Raw genomic sequence first — 16277 nt, 5'->3', positions numbered from 1 at the left:
AAACTGAAAACTGAAAACTGAAAACTGAAAACTGAAAACTGAAAACTGAAAACTGAAAACTGAAAACTGAAAACTGAAAACTGAGACTGAGACTGAATACTGCGACTATTCCGGCAGCAAAGGCGGACGCATTTTATAAGCTCCGGTTGAAAGACTTGTAATGAAATCTTCCAACGCATTTAATTCAGATTGGTTTAGATTTAATTTTTGTATCAGTTTAGAAGTAGTAGGAAACAAAGTATCATTTTGCTGGCTTTCTTTTCTTTTAGGCTGCGGCATTCCAGCGTTATACATATTTAATACGCCTCTTAAATTAGGAAATAAACCATTGTGCATATAAGGCGCATTTTGTGCGACACCTCTCAAGGATTGTGTTTTAAATTCGCCTACATTTTCGGCTTTTCCGGTAACATTATACCTTCCTAAATCCTGATATTCTCTTCCGTAATAAGTCAGGCCAATATTATGAAATTTATTGTCTGCGAAATTGGCTGTATTATGACAGTTGATACAACGCGCTTTTGTGCGGAATAAATGCAGACCTTCGACTTGCTTGTTGGTTAATTGCGTTGAATCGCCGGCTATAAATTTGTCAAATTTGCTTTTCGGGCTTATTAAAGTTCTTTCGAAAGTGGCAATTGCTTTTAATATTTCTTCCTGAGTCAGCTTTTCTTTACCGAAAGCCTTTTTAAAATAAGGTTTGTAGCCTTTAATTTTATTTAAACGTTTCGTTGCTAAGTCAATGTGAAAATTCATTTCCTTAGTATCTTTAATAGGGAAACTAGCCTGATCTTCTAAAGTTGCGGCTCTTCCGTCCCAAAAGAAAATTTTAGAATAAGCAATATTCATTAAACTTGGAGAATTTCTAATTCCCTGAAGTCTTCCTTCTCCATAAGAAACCCTTCTGGCATCGCCCCAGTTTAATTCCGGATCATGGCAATTGGCACACGAAATCTGTCCGGATTTTGACAATCTTGGGTCAAAGAACAGTACTTTGCCTAATTCAGCTTTTTCTTCGGTATACGGATTGTTTTCTGGAAATTCAGGTGTTCCTAAAGAACCGATATCTTCAAATCCTTGGGCATAAACAAGCGAATCGACTTCTGGTTTTGGCCATTTAGTATAATCGCCGCTGCTGTATAATCGTTTTAATTCGGTAATCGTAAAAGCTGGTTTAATCTTAGAATAAGAAAGGATAACAAGTGAAAATAACATTGCCGTAAGGGCAATAAATTTTGGTTTCATTTTTTAATAATTTAATTGTACACCCATCTGAACCCAATAGGTGTTATTGGTATTGATGTTTGTGTAATCTGTTGATTGTTTTTTTAATGCAATCTTTTCTCTAAAATTTGTAAAGAAGACTACCGTTTTATTTTTGGGCATAGGATAACTATATTCTAACCTGTAAGAGGGGGCAAGATAGTTGGTTGTGCTTATTATGTAATCATGAATAATTACTTCATTAAAAAATCTTTTATTTGTACCACCCGAAGTGTCATAATAGTCTAATTGAGACGGAAGTGAAAAGTAAAGGTTTAGATTAATGGTTGTGTTTATTTTACTTTTTTTAAAAACGAAGTCTTTACTTGCATAAATGCCGGTATTTAATGAGTTTAATTCAATATTACTTGTGGCTAAAATATCATTATACTTGTTTTTTTGATATATGACATCTAAACCAACTAAATAGTCAATTAACGTATTTGTTCTTTTTGAAATAGAAGTCTGCAAATTCATTGAGTTTAATGAATTTTTATAATTAAGTCCTCTGCTTTTTACATCATAATTTACAGCATCGCTTTTATTGTATTTAAAAGTGGTTTTTATTTGTTTATCATCCCATCTATTAAAAGCAAATAATTCGATATGATTTCCCTTTGTTTCAAACTTGTATTTTAGATCATCATTAGTGGTATAGACACTATTGTATAGATTATTGTTTTCTTTTTGATTGTAATATAAAGCTGTAAAAATGTTCTTTTTATTGCTAAAAGTATATCCCAATCCAGTTTTGGTATAGCTGTCTTTATAATGAAATTGAGAACCACTGATGTTTGATTTCAAAAAATTTATAATTCTGCCGTAACCTGCATTAAATCGTAAGTAAGTATCGGGATAAAATTCGACATTTAATTGACTGTTTTTATACATGTAAGAATAGTCTTTGTCTTTTTGTGTATAACCTCCTAAGATAAATGCTTTATGATTTTGTGTCATTTGATACCCCAGCTGTATTTCTCCACCAATTTGCCTAACAGTAATTTCAGGTCTTGGATCTATATTTCGGCTGTATTTCTCAGCATTATAATTGATTTTTGCGGAAACCGATATTTTGTTTGTAATCTCCTTAGAAAAACCTCCATTTAAACGGTACTGCTGATTGTTCCAGTTTCCCTTTCTCGGTACTAGAAAATAATGAGGGTCAATAACCTCTTGTTCTTCTGATCGATCATCAGAAAGCACCCAGCCTAAATCTTTTTCCTGAATTTTTCTAATAGTTAAATCTCCAAATAATTTCCAATTACTTTTTGTTGTATAATATCCCTGTGCCAAAAATTGATAAGTGTTTATTTCATTAGCAATTTGTGTTCTGGCAAATTCATTTTTTTGATATTCATAAGATACTTGGGTAAAAGTAAAATCTTTAATATTTTGATTGGTGAATACAATAGGGTACTTGAAGATTTGATTTTTAACTTGTGTATCAATAAGATGATTTGCCACAGTTATGGTGTCCTGCGATTGAGCAGAAAGATTATTAAAAATAAAAAACACAAGTAATGCCCAGATTTTCCAGGCATTACTTTTAAAGTTTAAAACTCTAATGGTATTGATTTTCATTAATGAAAATTTTAGTTGAATCCTCTTGGATTAGCAGTTATTTCTACAAAATCGTTCGTAGAGTTATTTGTGTCTTGTAAAATGATTCTTCCGGCAATTGTAGTTTTAGTTTTTCTAATTACGGATTTTGAAGAATATGATCCGGTAGTTAAATACGTGTTTCCACCATCAATTTCTGATGATAATTTCTTTGGAATAAATCCAGAACCTAAATCTTTTGTAGTATCAACACCATCTATAAGTGCAGAATTTGGGATTTGCAAATACAGTGCAGCATCTCCTTTAGGGTTTTTGTACTTTTTAAGACTAGAAAAATCAGCATCACTCATTTTAAGAATAGCAAAAGCTTGTCTTCCTGTTGGGTCTAAAATCATATCTTTATTACCATTGCTCCAGTATAGAATATCTAAATCTGGCACCGCTGGATTTTGAATGTCATATTGGTAAGTGCTTCCTAAATAATTTCCTAAAAATGATTCAAAATCAGCACCGCTTAAGTCAACAGTTAATTCAGGATTCAATATGCTTATTGAGTTTCCAGTATTGTCCATGTAATTTGATTTATGGTTAATTGCATTTTGAGCAATAACTATACTCTTTCCTGGCTGTACAGGATGTTGAGTTCCTGTACCGGGAATTCTTAAAATATTAGAAGCATAAACAAAATTGGTATTAGCACTGTTTCCCATCGTCATATCAGCAGATTTGCTCCAGTCGAATTGCCCTGTTGGCAGTGTATAAGCAAATACAGTTGTTGATAAAGAGCCATATAATTGTGCAATTAATAAACCATCTGCATATTGTACAGTATTTGAGTTATTGTAGATCTCGATAAATTGATCTCTAAAAGCAGCTCCTTTTTTAACATCAGATCCGCCATAATAAATTTGTTTAATTACAAAGTCACCCACTTTAGAAGTTTTCATTTCGATAGAAATAGGAGCCGTGGTATTATTTACAACAATACTGCTTGCAGATCCATTAAAATTAATTTCAGCTTCAGTAGGCGCATACCCAAAAGTCTCATTAAATTCTGCAGATTTCATGATTTTTGTTGCGGTAGCTGAATATGTTCCAGGTAAAATTTGATTAAATTTAGCAATACCTTTATCATCAGAATCAGCAGTATACTTATTACCTGTCTCATTGTTAACAATGGTTACAGTCGCTTTTTTAGTTACTAAGCTGTTAAATGTCACATCATATTTAATAGAAACACTAAAATCTATAGGCTTCAATTCTTCTTTTTGATTAGAGTCGTCGTTACTGCACGATTGAATCACCAGTGCACATAATGTTATTATAAAAAGGATAGTTTTTTTCATAGTATGATATATTAAGTTTAGAATTGATAATTAATTTTTGTACCAAAGGAAAAATCGGCTATTTGGGTTAAAGTTTTTTCATTCGCAACATTGTAATAATGAGGTTTTAGGTTTAAGAAATTAGTTGCATAAAGTGAAACGCTAAAACCGTTAAGAAAATCTTTTGAGACTCTTAAATGGAAATTATGAACCATATTTTGGAGTTTGTTTTCTGTTTCGAGTTCAGAAAGTATTATATGGCCATATTTTTGCAGATCTGATTGACTTTCTACCGGAATTGCATGATATACAAGTCTGTCATCTAAATAGCCATTAGGATAGTTGCTAACAGGATATTTCATTCCTTGAAACAGAATATGCTCACTTCTTACAGCGATTAATAAACCTGCTGATGGAATATGATAATTGAAATTAAAACTCATCGTTAAATTGTCATTTATATTAGGACGAGGATTAAATACACCATATCTTTCTGGTGATGTAAGACTTTTAGAAGCAGTATATGTTTTTGTATCTGAAAAGTCATTTGATTTTACATAAGAAGCGTTCATGCTGATATCCAGGTTTAAAGCCTCTATTTTTTCAAAATTTATAAGTGCTTCTATACCTTTGTCTTCCGATGTAGTTTTATTAGAAATACTATTAGTGAAATAATAAAAGTTCTCAGTTCCATTTATTTCATAGGTAGGAATTTGAGTTCCATTGGTTTTTACTTCAGCCTTCGGTATTACTTTGTAAACAGGAAGACGTTCATTTATAAAGCCGTTATAAAGTTTATTGTAATAGGCTGTTACATTTACCGAGGCAAAAGGGATGTTAAAATCAATTCCTGCTTCTGTTCGATATGATTTAGAAGGTTTTAGATTTAAATTATCACCTGGAGTTATTATAGTCCGAATCCAGGCTTTTTGATAAACTCCGGGATAAGTATAAATTCCATCGCCTATTAATGTGTCAATATAGCGGTCGCCTGTGTAAATTTGATTTAGAGAAGGAGACTTAGATGATAATCCCAATCCAGCTCTTACTCTAACCGCTTTATTTATTGAAAAAGAAGAATTTATACGAGGTTGTATTGATGAATATCCGGCTTGATTATCATATCTTAATCCTAAATCGATGTTTAAAACTTGATTGTCCTTGAACTTTTTAAAGATTTTATCTTCAAAATAAGCAGAAACTTGATTTTCTGTTTTTGTTCGATTGAAACTAAAATCTCTATATCCGAGTGTATTATCGCCTTCTCTTGCAAGAGTATAGAAATTTATTAATCCGCTGACACCGCTTTTTCTTCCGGCTCCTTTATTAGAACTGGTTCGATTTGAAATACCAAAAACAAAACTGTGAATCCATTTAGAGTCATTTGAAATTACTTTTGTTGTTTCAAAATTTATAAAAGTAGATACAGGAATTCCTTCAACGCTGCTTGTACTTGTATATTGAGATGGAAGTATATAAGCTTCATGTATTCCTTCTTCTTTAGTATTAGTTGCGGCTGTAGCAGATGTGTTTATCCATTTGTCTTTTGTAGATAATTGCTTATCATAGCTGATTCCCCCATTTATATTTATACCTTCTACCCATAAATTTTTTGGTTTCCACATAAAGTTATTAGATACAGAAAAGCCTTTTTTTTCATTTTTTACAACGGCAGCAGTAACATCATCAGGATCACTTTTTGAGTTGTCTAAATTTAATCTGAACGAAGTATTAAGTGTGTTTTTTATGCTTGATGATTTATTTTTAATAAGCCATGCCACGTTGCCATTGACTCTTTGATAAGCCACTATATTATCTCGTGCATCAGAATTAGAATCTAAGTAGTTAAAGCCGACATTCATCGAATTATTTAAATCTAGTTTTAAACCCTTTGTTACGTTTAGTTCTGTAGTAGCATCTCTTATCGATGCCGAAACTCTAAACGGGCTATTTCCTACTTTGGTTGTTATTAATACCAATCCAGAAGTTAGATCGCCATACTTTGCAGATGGAATTCCTTGAATTACTTTAATTTCCTCGATATTATTTGTAGAAATTTCTCTTAAATCGATACCATAATTGGCGTTTGAAAACGTGTTTACTTTCGTTCCAAAGGTATTTGGAGCATAAGATCCATAAGGCCCTGTTGAATTAGGATTTAAAGCCTGCATATTTTCATTGTTCGAAATCGGAATGTCATTCATGACAAATGAAGTTCCAAATGCTTTGTTTCCAAAATTTGTTGTAGAAGCACTTCTAAAAACAATGTTCTTAAACTGATTTAGATTAAAATCTGTACTTGCCTGCCCTGGAAGCTGCTGTAAAACATCATCTAATGAAAATGCCTGAACATTGTTTATAGCATTTTTACCTAATGTTAATTCAGAATATTGTTTTTGTTTATTGGCTGTAACGACGACTTCTTTAAGACGAAGTGTATTATCTTCAAGAGTAATAATGACATTATTTTGGTCATTTTTTAAAGCCACATTTGACTCCATTTTTCCTAATAAGGAGAAGTTTAATACAATATCGTCATAGTACGGAATCGTAATTGTAAAATTCCCGTTTTTTTCAGAAATGCTCCATGTTTCAGATTTAGTATCTCGTATAAAAACGCCAGCCAATGGTGATGAAGATTCTTTATCTATTACTTTACCTGTAATTACTCTTTGAGAAAAAACAGCACTCGAAATGAGAAGGAAAAATAAAATAGAACGCATTGTGTTTAATTAGAATCAATAAAAATAATAATGCAAATCTATTGATATTTCTTTGCGAAGCAAGGTAAAATTGTTGATTTATAATTGATGAATATTTCAATTTGTGAGAAAATCGTATTCTGAAAATTTTAAAAATATAGAATTATGTTGTTGATAAACAGTTAGATATTGTTTGGTTGATTTTGTAAGAACCTAGGATTAACTTTTTTTTGGTAAGATGTAGCTTTGATGTATTCTCAAAGAAAGTATTTCTTGTTAATTCATGATTTTTTTTGAATTTAGTTTCTCGAAATTTAAGATTTAATCAAAATAAAAGGGCCAGAAAATTAATTCTGGCCCTTTTTATAATCATGTTTTTAAGAACTTAATCCAACGATTCAGTTAGTTTCTTAAAAATTGTTTTAGCGTCTTTTCCTTCATATAAAATAGCATAAACGGCATTAATAATTGGAGTTTTTGCTCCGTAAGCCTGATTTAGTTTATAGGCACTTTTTGTGGCATAATAACCTTCGGCAACCATACTCATTTCCATCATGGCACTTTTTACAGTATAACCTTTACCAATCATATTCCCGAACATCCTGTTTCTGGAGAAAACGGAATATCCTGTAACTAATAAATCACCCAAATAAGCTGAATCATTAATGTTACGTTTCATTTTATGTACTTTACGGATGAATTTTTTCATTTCGCGGATTCCGTTACTCATCATTACTGATTGGAAGTTATCTCCATAACCTAATCCGTGGGCAATTCCGGCCGCAATAGCATAAATGTTTTTAAGCATAGCTGCATATTCGGTACCAATAATATCATCAGAAATTTTGGCTTTGATATAATTTCCAGAAAGTGATTTTGCTACGATAGAAGCTTTTACAGGATCACCGCAGGCAATGGTTAAATACGAAAGTCTTTCAAGTGCAACTTCTTCGGCGTGGCAAGGACCTGTAATAACTCCTATATTGTAATAAGGAATGTCGTATTGAATGTGAAAATGCTCGCCAACAATTAAACTCGTCTCAGGAACGATGCCTTTAATGGCCGAGAAAATAATTTTATCAGATAAAGAAACCGTCATGTTTTGTAATTCGGCACCTAAGAAAGCTGAAGGAATAGCAAAAATAATATAATCTGCATATTCTACAGCCTCGTTTATATTACTGGTTAATTTAAGTTTGTTGGTATCAAACTCAACTGAACTTAAATAGTTTGGATTGTGTTTGTATTTCTGTATATGTTCGATTGCAGCTTCATTGCGCATATACCACGCAATTTCTGAAAGATTTACGCATAACATTTTTGCAATTGCCGTTGCCCAGCTTCCTCCTCCAATTACTGCAAATTTTAAATTTCCGCTCATTATTTTAATAATTTAAAACAAAAGTACTTAATAATGTGCTAATAAAGCAAAATCTAATTATAGAATTTGTCAAATGCAGTTGGGTACATTCCTTTTTTGAATTAAAAGCAGCTGAATTTCAGAATAATTAAAAATATTTTATCATGATACAATAAAATAATAAACTACCCGTTGTAAGTCTTTATAAATTAGAATTTTAATGAATTTATCAAGATTTGAGTTAGTTAGTTTTGTTTTAGTATTTTAAAAAGGCGTTCCTAAAGTAGTTAAGAACGCCTTTTTTAGTTTTCAGTTTACTGTCGCAGTTTTCAGTGATATGCTAAAACTGTAAACTGACACTGACTACTGTGACTAATAAGAAAGTTCCACAATAGATTTTACTTTGTCTAAAGTTACCAATTGGTTTTCGCCAAGACCTTTCCAGCCTCTTTCGTCGAAACGTTTTACGATAAAGTCAGCAGTATTACTGTAGTTTTCTGTGTACTGAGAAAGTTTAGTGTCCATTCCCATTGTATGGAAAAATTCAACTGTTTTATTGATTGCTTCTTTTGCAACTTCATCATCAGAACCAGAAAGATTAAAAATACGTCTTCCGTATTGTGCTAATTTTCCTTTTTTAGTTTCAAACATTACGTTGTACAAACTTGGTCCAATAATCGCCAAAGTTCGTGCATGATCGATTCCGTAAAGGGCTGTTAGTTCGTGGCCAATCATGTGAGTTGCCCAATCGCTCGGAACACCTTTTTGAATTAATCCGTTTAAAGCCATTGTACAGCTCCACATAAAGTTAGAAGCTAAAGTATAATCAGTTGGATTTTCTACAACTCCCGGACCAATTTCAATTAAAGTTTGTAAAATTCCCTCGGCAATTCTATCTTGCAAATAACCTTCGTGCGGGTAAGTCAAGTATTGCTCCATAACGTGTGTGTAAGCATCGACAACACCATTCTGAATTTGTCTTTTTGGTAAAGAAGCAATTACCGTTGGATCACAAATAGAGAATTTTGGGAACATTGCGCTTCCGCCAAAAGCCAGTTTTTCCTGAGTCGATTCAATTGTAACCACAGAACCGGAATTCATTTCGCTTCCTGTTGCCGGAAGAGTTAAAACGGTTCCAAAAGGCATTGCATTTTCTTTAATCAAAATACGTTTCTGCAAGATGTCAATTGGGTTGCCTTCAAAATGAACCGCTGCCGAAATAAATTTCACACCATCTATAACAGATCCGCCACCGACAGCCAGAATAAAGTCGATTTTTTCAGCTTTAATAACATCAACCGCTTTCATTAAAGTTTCAAATCTTGGGTTGGGTTCAATACCGCCAAATTCCACAATTTCAAAACCTTTTAAGTTGGCAGTTACTTGATCGTAAACACCATTTTTAAAGATACTTCCGCCGCCATAAGCCAAAAGAATTTTAGCATCTTTTGGAACCAAAGTAGAAAGTTTCTCAATTTGTCCTTTTCCGAAAATTAAATTAGTCGGATTATATAATTCAAAGTTTAGCATTTTTTTTTTAAAGGTTCTAAGATGCTAAGGTTCTGAGGTTCTAAGTTTTTTCTTTGAACTTATCTCGGAAACTTAGCATCGTTGTTTATTTTATTTTTTTAGTTGCTAAGTTACTAAGAAGCTAAGGCACTAAGCTTTTTAGGAATTTAACCTTAGAACCTTAGTGTCTTAGAATCTCAGAACCTTTTATTTCAATTTCTGTAATAATTTCCCGGCTACCAATTTAGACGATGCCGGATTTTGGCCTGTAATTAAAAGTCCGTCTTCAACTGCATAAGGCTGCCAGTTTGGACCTTTAGAAAAAATTGCCCCGTTTGATGATAAAGCATCTTCTAATAAAAACGGAACGACTTTAGTTAATCCAACCGCTTCTTCTTCTGTATTAGTAAATCCGGTTACTTTTTTACCTTTTACTAAATATTCACCTTTTACTTTTACGTTTTTCAAAACAGCCGGAGCGTGACAAACAAAAGCGACTGGTTTGTTATGTGTGTAAAAAGATTCGATTAAAGCGATAGAACTTTTATCTTCAACTAAATCCCAAAGAGGACCATGACCACCTGGATAAAATACAGCGTCGTAATCTTTTTGGTTAACGGTTGATAGTTTTAAAGTGTTTTTTAATTTTTCCTGTAAAACCTTATCAGCATCAAAACGTTTTGTGTCTTCTGTTGCCGATGCCGGATCAGCACTTTTTGGATCAATTGGCGGTTGTCCTCCAAGCGGAGAAGCAATTGTAATTTCAACTCCCTGATCTAATAATTCATAATAAGGTGCAGCAAATTCTTCTGACCAGAATCCGGTTTTTTCTCCCGTGTTGCCCAGCTTATCGTTACTGGTCACAACAAATAATACTTTTTTCATCCCTTTTTTATTTGATTTTTGAGCCACAGCAGAGGTGCTTACAGCTGTAAATGCAATTATTGCGAGTAATGCTATTTTCTTCATAATTTTAAAATTTTAAACAAATTTAATGCTTAAGTGATATTTGTAAAAATAAAATAAACTATGTTTGTTATAAATAAATTTATGTCATGGTAAATCTAGAATGGTACAGAACTTTTAAGGCAGTTTATAAAAACGGTAATTTTTCGGTAGCTGCAAAGGAATTATTTATGAGTCAGCCTGCGGTTAGTCAGCAAATTTCAATGCTTGAGGCTCATGTTGGGAATAAATTATTTAATCGGAAATCAAAAGGAGTAGAGCCAACCGAATACGCTAAGTTACTGAATAATTTGATAATAGACGCACTGGACAGACTCGAAAGTGTCGAGACTGGTTTTCGAGCTAAGGCGGAAGATGCCAACCGATTAATCTCTGTTGGAATTTCAAAACATCTTTTTAATTGTGTGGGCGATCTTTTAATTTCGAAGTTTGATTTAATCGATTTTACCTTTGCAGATAATGATGAACTATTTGCTTTGGTCGATGCTAAAAAATTGGATTTTGCCATTACCACAAAAAGGTTCGATACTTTTGATACCACTTATGAAATTGTTGGAAAAATTAAACTGATATTGGTTGCTCCAACTACTTTGGACATAACCGATTTCCGCCAGAAATTAAAAGCAGATAATTATACCGAGATCGAACAATGGCTCAACGGACAAAAATGGTACAGTCATGACGCCCGAATTCCGCATATAAAATTGTTCTGGCTGCACGCTTTTAATAAAAAAAGACCATCCATGATTCCGAATTATATTATTCCTTCAGAGTCTGATATGCTCAGGCTTTTATCTAAAAATGAAGGAGTAGCGGTAACTTGGAACTGTAATGCAAGAAATTATATTAAAGAGAATAAACTGCAGTTAGTATGGAATAGTTTTCATGTACCGGAAGAATTTGTGTATTTATTGGCGCCTAAAAACAATAATTTGAAATCGTTTTTTGATATTATTGAAAAGGAACTGAAGTTGTTTTTTGGTAATAGATTATAAGTTTATTCTAGTGTTAGTCGTTGAAAATCAGAATATTATTTCTGTTTGTGTTGAGGAAAAGAATAAATTTGATAAACTAATTCCTAAAACAACAAGATTATGAAAAAGATAACAGCAATTTTAATGCTCACGATGGTGTTTTTTATGTCTAATTCCTGCAGTAAGCATGATGATGAGGCAATAGTAGATTGTTTTGGAGATTCGATTTTAACCGAATTAAAACATACAGCAGATGGAACTAATCCTAAAATAATTAATTACTCTATACAATACAGCGGAAGTAATACGGTAACTTCTGTAAAATGGACTTTTGGCGATGGAACTCCAGCCCAAACAGTAAGCAGTGCCACAGGTGCAGTATCGCATACGTATGCCGCAGCTGGAACATTTGAAGTTAAAGCTGATGTTACGCTTTCTAAATCCGGAGGCAGTTGCACCGTTAGCCCAAAGAAAAGTGTAACGGTGAATTAAAAAAACAGAAAGAGAATAAATTGAGGAGAGTCAGTTTTATAATTTATTGCTTTGGTAATAGATTATAAAATTGGCTCTCATTCGTTATATTTGTTTGATAGGATTTAGGATTATGGAAAATTTACAAAATATAAGAATCGCTGTTGACGCCATTGTTTTTGGTTATAAAAACAACGATTTATATGTATTATTGATTGAGCAGCAATTTGGTACTTCAGAAAAATATTGGGCCCTGCCAGGCGGTTTAGTCAAAAACGATGAATCACTGAGCGATGCGGTAATACGTGAATTACACGAAGAAACAAACGTACAGCTGACTTTTATGGAGCAGTTATACACTTTTGGAGACGATATTTACAGAGATTCCAGAAATCGTGTTATTTCTGTTGCCTATTATGCTTTAGTTGATGCTTCGAACTTAGACATAAAAGCCAGTACCGATGCCGAAAGAGTGCAATGGTGCAAAATAGATGAGATTCCCACTTTGGCTTTCGACCATAATTTGATACTCGTAAAAGCTATCAATAGACTAAAATCAAAATTAACCTACGAACCAATTGGTTTCGATTTACTTCCTGAAGAATTCTTGTTCTCAGATCTTGAAAACCTCTATTGTACAATTTTAGAAAAAGAAATCGACCGAAGAAATTTCAGAAAAAAAATACTCAGCTACGGTATTTTAGAAGAAACTGAAAAATTTTCACCTATAAAAACAGGTCGTCCAGCCAAACTTTTTAAGTTCAATAAATTGAAATATAATGAGTTAGTTGGTGCTGGGTTTCACTTTGAAATAAAGTTTGCGTAATTTTTACACAAAATAAATTGTTTATTTAAAATTTAATTCTACATTTGCGTATAATTAACGCAAACTAAAAAACTATGATACTAAATCTCGACCCAAAATTCGCTCCTTTTCAAAATCAGGAAGAAATCAAATTTCAAAGTTTTACCTTTTCTGGCGGAGAACCTCATATTAAAATCAGTCCGGATTTTGATACAAACAGAAAAATAACAATTACACATAGATTAAATTCTTTCAACGATTTAGGCTTTTTGTGCGTTACCGTTGACGCTTTACGAAGAATGGACGTTAAAATCATTGATCTTTTTATTCCGTATTTCCCGGCGGCAAGACAAGATCGTGTTATGATTCCCGGGGAACCATTATCTGTAAAAGTATATGCTGATATTATAAACGCGCTGCAGTTAAATAAAGTGTTTGTTTTTGATGCACACTCTGAAGTAACACCTGCTTTGTTGAACAACAGTACAGTAATTCCGAACTATACTTTTATTAGAGAAGTCTTGAATAGAATTGGTCAAAACGTAAAATTGATTTCTCCAGACGGAGGCGCTTTAAAGAAAATCTACAAAGTTTCTGAATTTTTAGGAGGCGTTGAGGTTGTTGAATGCAGTAAAAGCCGAGATGTAAAAACCGGAAAGTTATCTGGTTTTAAAGTTTATGAAGAAGATTTAAACGGAATGGACTGTTTAATTGTAGATGATATTTGCGATGGTGGCGGTACTTTCGTTGGTTTGGCCGAAGAATTGAAAAAGAAAAATGCCGGAAAATTATACTTAGCGGTAAGCCACGGAATTTTCAATAAAGGTTTTGAGGTTTTGAACTGTTTTGACGGCATTTTTACTACCAACTCTTTTAAAGATTTCGAAGGCGAAAGCGTTCAGGTAATTGGACTGGATCAATTAGTTTAGAAAGGTTCAAGTTTTCTCTGAAACCTGAAACAAAACAAACAAAAATGAAATACAACATAGAAAACATAGCTACGGAAAGTAAGTTTTTATTTTTCTGGGGACATCAGCCAACTAAAGATGGAACGATTACCAAAACCTGTTTTAGCCAGTGGTGGTTAAGTTCTTTTAAAGTAAACGGCGTGACGTATAAAACGGCAGAACACTGGATGATGGCAAAAAAAGCCGAATTGTTTAATGATGAGAAAGTTTTGGAGAAAATTCTTCAAGCCAAATCTCCTGCCGAAGCTAAAAAACTAGGTCGTGAAGTTAAAAACTACAACGATGTGATTTGGTTAGAAAACCGATACGAAATTGTAAAGGAAGGAAACTACCATAAGTTCAGTCAAAACCCTGATTTGAAAACGTTCCTGCTAAATACAAATGACAGAGTAATTGTAGAAGCAAGTCCGGTTGATCCAATTTGGGGAATTGGAATGGCAAGCGATCATACAGATGCTTTAAATCCTGAAAAATGGAAAGGCTTAAATCTTTTAGGTTTTGCTTTAATGGAAGTTAGGGATGAATTGAAATAAAAACTTGGAAAATGAAAATTGAACTTCTTAAAGCTGATATAACAGAAATTGAAATTGATGCGATTGTTAATGCGGCAAATACTTCTTTGTTAGGAGGAGGTGGAGTTGATGGAGCGATTCATAGAAAAGGAGGAAAAGCAATTTTAGATGAATGTATTCAAATTCGTAATAAGCAAGGAGGATGTAAAACTGGTGAAGCGGTTATAACAACGGCAGGAAATCTGCCTTCAAAATATGTCATTCATACAGTCGGTCCAGTTTGGAATGGCGATAAAGAAGAGAAATCGAAATTATTAGCAGAATGCTATACAAATAGTTTAAATCTGGCTGTTCAAAATGGAATTAAATCTATTGCTTTTCCAAATATAAGTACAGGTATTTATCATTTTCCAAAAGACAAAGCTGCAGAAATAGCAATACAAACAGTAAAAGATTTTGAAAGATCAGTTGAAATAGAAAAAGTTGTATTTGTCTGTTTCGATGATGAAAACTACAAAATATACAAAAGCCTTTTGTAGATGTTCCATCGGAACATTTCATAGGTAGAAAAAAATATTAAGACATGAATGAAAAAACAGCAAAAAGCGTCAGCAAATTTTTAAGTCTGGTGCTAAGACATTCCCCCGAAAAGATCGGACTAAAATTAGACGAGAACGGCTGGGCAGATGTAGAAGAACTAATTTTAAAATGTTCTCAAAAAGGAAATAAACTAGACGCAGTTCTTTTGGATTACGTGGTAGAAAATAACGATAAAAAGCGTTTCGCTTATAACGAAGATAAAACTAAAATCCGTGCAAGTCAGGGACATTCCATTTCAGTTGAATTGGATTTAGCCGAAACAGAACCCTCAGAATATTTGTATCACGGAACAGTTGCAAAGTTTATGGAAAGCATTCAGAAAGAAGGTTTGAAAAAAATGAATCGTCAGCACGTACATCTTTCCAAAGACAAAGAAACAGCAACAAAGGTTGGAAGCAGACGTGGCGTTCCACAAATCTTAACCATTAGAAGCGGTGATATGCACAGAGACGGATTTAAATTTTATTTGTCTGAAAACAATGTTTGGCTTACGGATGAAGTTCCTCCAAAGTATATCGAATTTAAATCATGAAAAGAACCTTAGTTTTTGGTGATATTCACGGCGGCTTAAAAGCATTAATTCAGTTGTTAGAAAGAATTGATTATTCAGAAAATGACCGATTTGTTTTTCTGGGAGATTATGTTGACGGCTGGAGCGAATCAAAACAATTAATTGATTTTCTTATTGATTTATCCCAAAAACAAGAATGCATTTTTATAAAAGGCAATCACGATGCCTGGTGTCAGGAATGGTTAGAAAATGATGTGATAAACGATATTTGGTTTTTACACGGAGGAAAATCGACTATAGAAAGTTACGCCGATATTGAACTTTCAGAAAAAGAAAAACATTGTCATTTTTTCAACGCAATGAAAGATTATTTTGTAGACGAAAAGAACAATTTGTTTATTCATGCTGGTTTTTCATCCATGCACGGTCCGGAGAAAGAACATTACAAAACCAATTATTCCTGGGATAGAACTTTGTGGGAAATGGCTTTAACGATGGATAAAAGAATCGCGAAAGATTCGCTTTTGTATCCAAAAAGATTATTGCTTTTTAATGAAATCTATATAGGTCATACGCCTACGCTTCATTATAATGTTGAGATCCCAATGCAGGGCTGCAATGTTTGGAACATAGATACAGGAGCTGGGTTTTATGGAAAATTAACTTGTTTGGATATAGAAACAAAAGTATTTTGGCAAAGCGATGCCGTGCAGACATTTTATCCAAATGAAAAAGGAAGGAATAAATAGCC

Annotated in this window: 15 protein-coding genes; 8 read left to right on the top strand and 7 right to left on the bottom strand. The window is 33.1% G+C overall.

What is annotated here, in order from left to right:
* Nucleotides 1-105 precede the first annotated feature (105 nt).
* The 7 genes from AC1RRQ_RS17775 to AC1RRQ_RS17745 form a co-directional block, all read right to left on the bottom strand.
* Nucleotides 106-1245 carry a cytochrome-c peroxidase gene (locus tag AC1RRQ_RS17775; RefSeq protein WP_493024363.1) on the bottom strand — a complete coding sequence of 380 codons (1140 nt, stop codon included), beginning with the start codon at nt 1243-1245 and terminating at the stop codon, nt 106-108.
* Nucleotides 1246-1248: 3 nt separating this feature from the next.
* The gene (locus AC1RRQ_RS17770) at nt 1249-2844 is read right to left on the bottom strand and encodes a DUF6850 family outer membrane beta-barrel protein (RefSeq protein ID WP_493024362.1); all 1596 of its coding nucleotides are present in this window, start codon (nt 2842-2844) and stop codon (nt 1249-1251) included.
* 11 nt (nt 2845-2855) lie between these two features.
* On the bottom strand, nt 2856-4169 hold the full coding sequence (locus AC1RRQ_RS17765) for a DUF4876 domain-containing protein (protein WP_493024361.1): 1314 nt from the start codon (nt 4167-4169) through the stop codon (nt 2856-2858).
* Nucleotides 4170-4186: 17 nt separating this feature from the next.
* Nucleotides 4187-6871 carry a TonB-dependent receptor gene (locus AC1RRQ_RS17760; protein WP_493024360.1) on the bottom strand — a complete coding sequence of 895 codons (2685 nt, stop codon included), beginning with the start codon at nt 6869-6871 and terminating at the stop codon, nt 4187-4189.
* Nucleotides 6872-7235: 364 nt separating this feature from the next.
* Complete coding sequence (locus AC1RRQ_RS17755) at nt 7236-8231, bottom strand: NAD(P)H-dependent glycerol-3-phosphate dehydrogenase (RefSeq protein ID WP_493024359.1); 996 nt, start codon at nt 8229-8231, stop codon at nt 7236-7238.
* 351 nt (nt 8232-8582) lie between these two features.
* Nucleotides 8583-9740, bottom strand: coding sequence for an iron-containing alcohol dehydrogenase (locus AC1RRQ_RS17750; RefSeq protein WP_493024358.1), 1158 nt, complete (start codon nt 9738-9740; stop codon nt 8583-8585).
* Nucleotides 9741-9926: 186 nt separating this feature from the next.
* Nucleotides 9927-10688, bottom strand: coding sequence for a type 1 glutamine amidotransferase domain-containing protein (locus tag AC1RRQ_RS17745; RefSeq protein WP_493024357.1), 762 nt, complete (start codon nt 10686-10688; stop codon nt 9927-9929).
* Nucleotides 10689-10774: 86 nt separating this feature from the next.
* On the opposite strand from AC1RRQ_RS17745, the gene AC1RRQ_RS17740 reads away from it, so the two are divergent.
* The 8 genes from AC1RRQ_RS17740 to AC1RRQ_RS17705 all read left to right on the top strand — a co-directional run bounded on the left by AC1RRQ_RS17740 (nt 10775) and on the right by AC1RRQ_RS17705 (nt 16275).
* Nucleotides 10775-11680: a LysR family transcriptional regulator gene (locus AC1RRQ_RS17740; protein ID WP_493024356.1), complete on the top strand. Its 906-nt coding sequence runs from the start codon at nt 10775-10777 to the stop codon at nt 11678-11680.
* 99 nt (nt 11681-11779) lie between these two features.
* Entirely contained in the window at nt 11780-12151 is a 372-nt protein-coding gene (locus AC1RRQ_RS17735) for a PKD domain-containing protein (protein WP_493024355.1), read from the top strand.
* A gap of 112 nt (nt 12152-12263) precedes the next feature.
* The gene (locus AC1RRQ_RS17730; protein WP_493024354.1) at nt 12264-12956 is read left to right on the top strand and encodes an NUDIX hydrolase; all 693 of its coding nucleotides are present in this window, start codon (nt 12264-12266) and stop codon (nt 12954-12956) included.
* Between the two features lie 74 nt (nt 12957-13030).
* A complete protein-coding gene (prs, locus tag AC1RRQ_RS17725; RefSeq protein ID WP_493024353.1) occupies nt 13031-13864 on the top strand; it encodes a ribose-phosphate diphosphokinase in 834 nt (277 codons plus the stop codon).
* A 44-nt stretch (nt 13865-13908) separates the two neighbouring features.
* On the top strand, nt 13909-14436 hold the full coding sequence (ybiA, locus tag AC1RRQ_RS17720; RefSeq protein WP_493024352.1) for a riboflavin biosynthesis intermediates N-glycosidase: 528 nt from the start codon (nt 13909-13911) through the stop codon (nt 14434-14436).
* 11 nt (nt 14437-14447) lie between these two features.
* Nucleotides 14448-14954 carry an O-acetyl-ADP-ribose deacetylase gene (locus AC1RRQ_RS17715; RefSeq protein ID WP_493024351.1) on the top strand — a complete coding sequence of 169 codons (507 nt, stop codon included), beginning with the start codon at nt 14448-14450 and terminating at the stop codon, nt 14952-14954.
* A gap of 44 nt (nt 14955-14998) precedes the next feature.
* Nucleotides 14999-15547, top strand: a complete 549-nt coding sequence (locus tag AC1RRQ_RS17710; protein ID WP_493024350.1) for an RNA 2'-phosphotransferase — start codon at nt 14999-15001, stop codon at nt 15545-15547.
* The gene (locus AC1RRQ_RS17705; RefSeq protein WP_493024349.1) at nt 15544-16275 is read left to right on the top strand and encodes a metallophosphoesterase family protein; all 732 of its coding nucleotides are present in this window, start codon (nt 15544-15546) and stop codon (nt 16273-16275) included. The genes AC1RRQ_RS17710 and AC1RRQ_RS17705 overlap by 4 nt, the downstream gene beginning before the upstream one ends.
* Nucleotides 16276-16277: the final 2 nt, after the last annotated feature.

It is taken from the genome of Flavobacterium sp. GW821-FHT12A05 (genome assembly GCF_058807735.1).
This window is presented reverse-complemented; position numbering and strand designations above follow the sequence as displayed.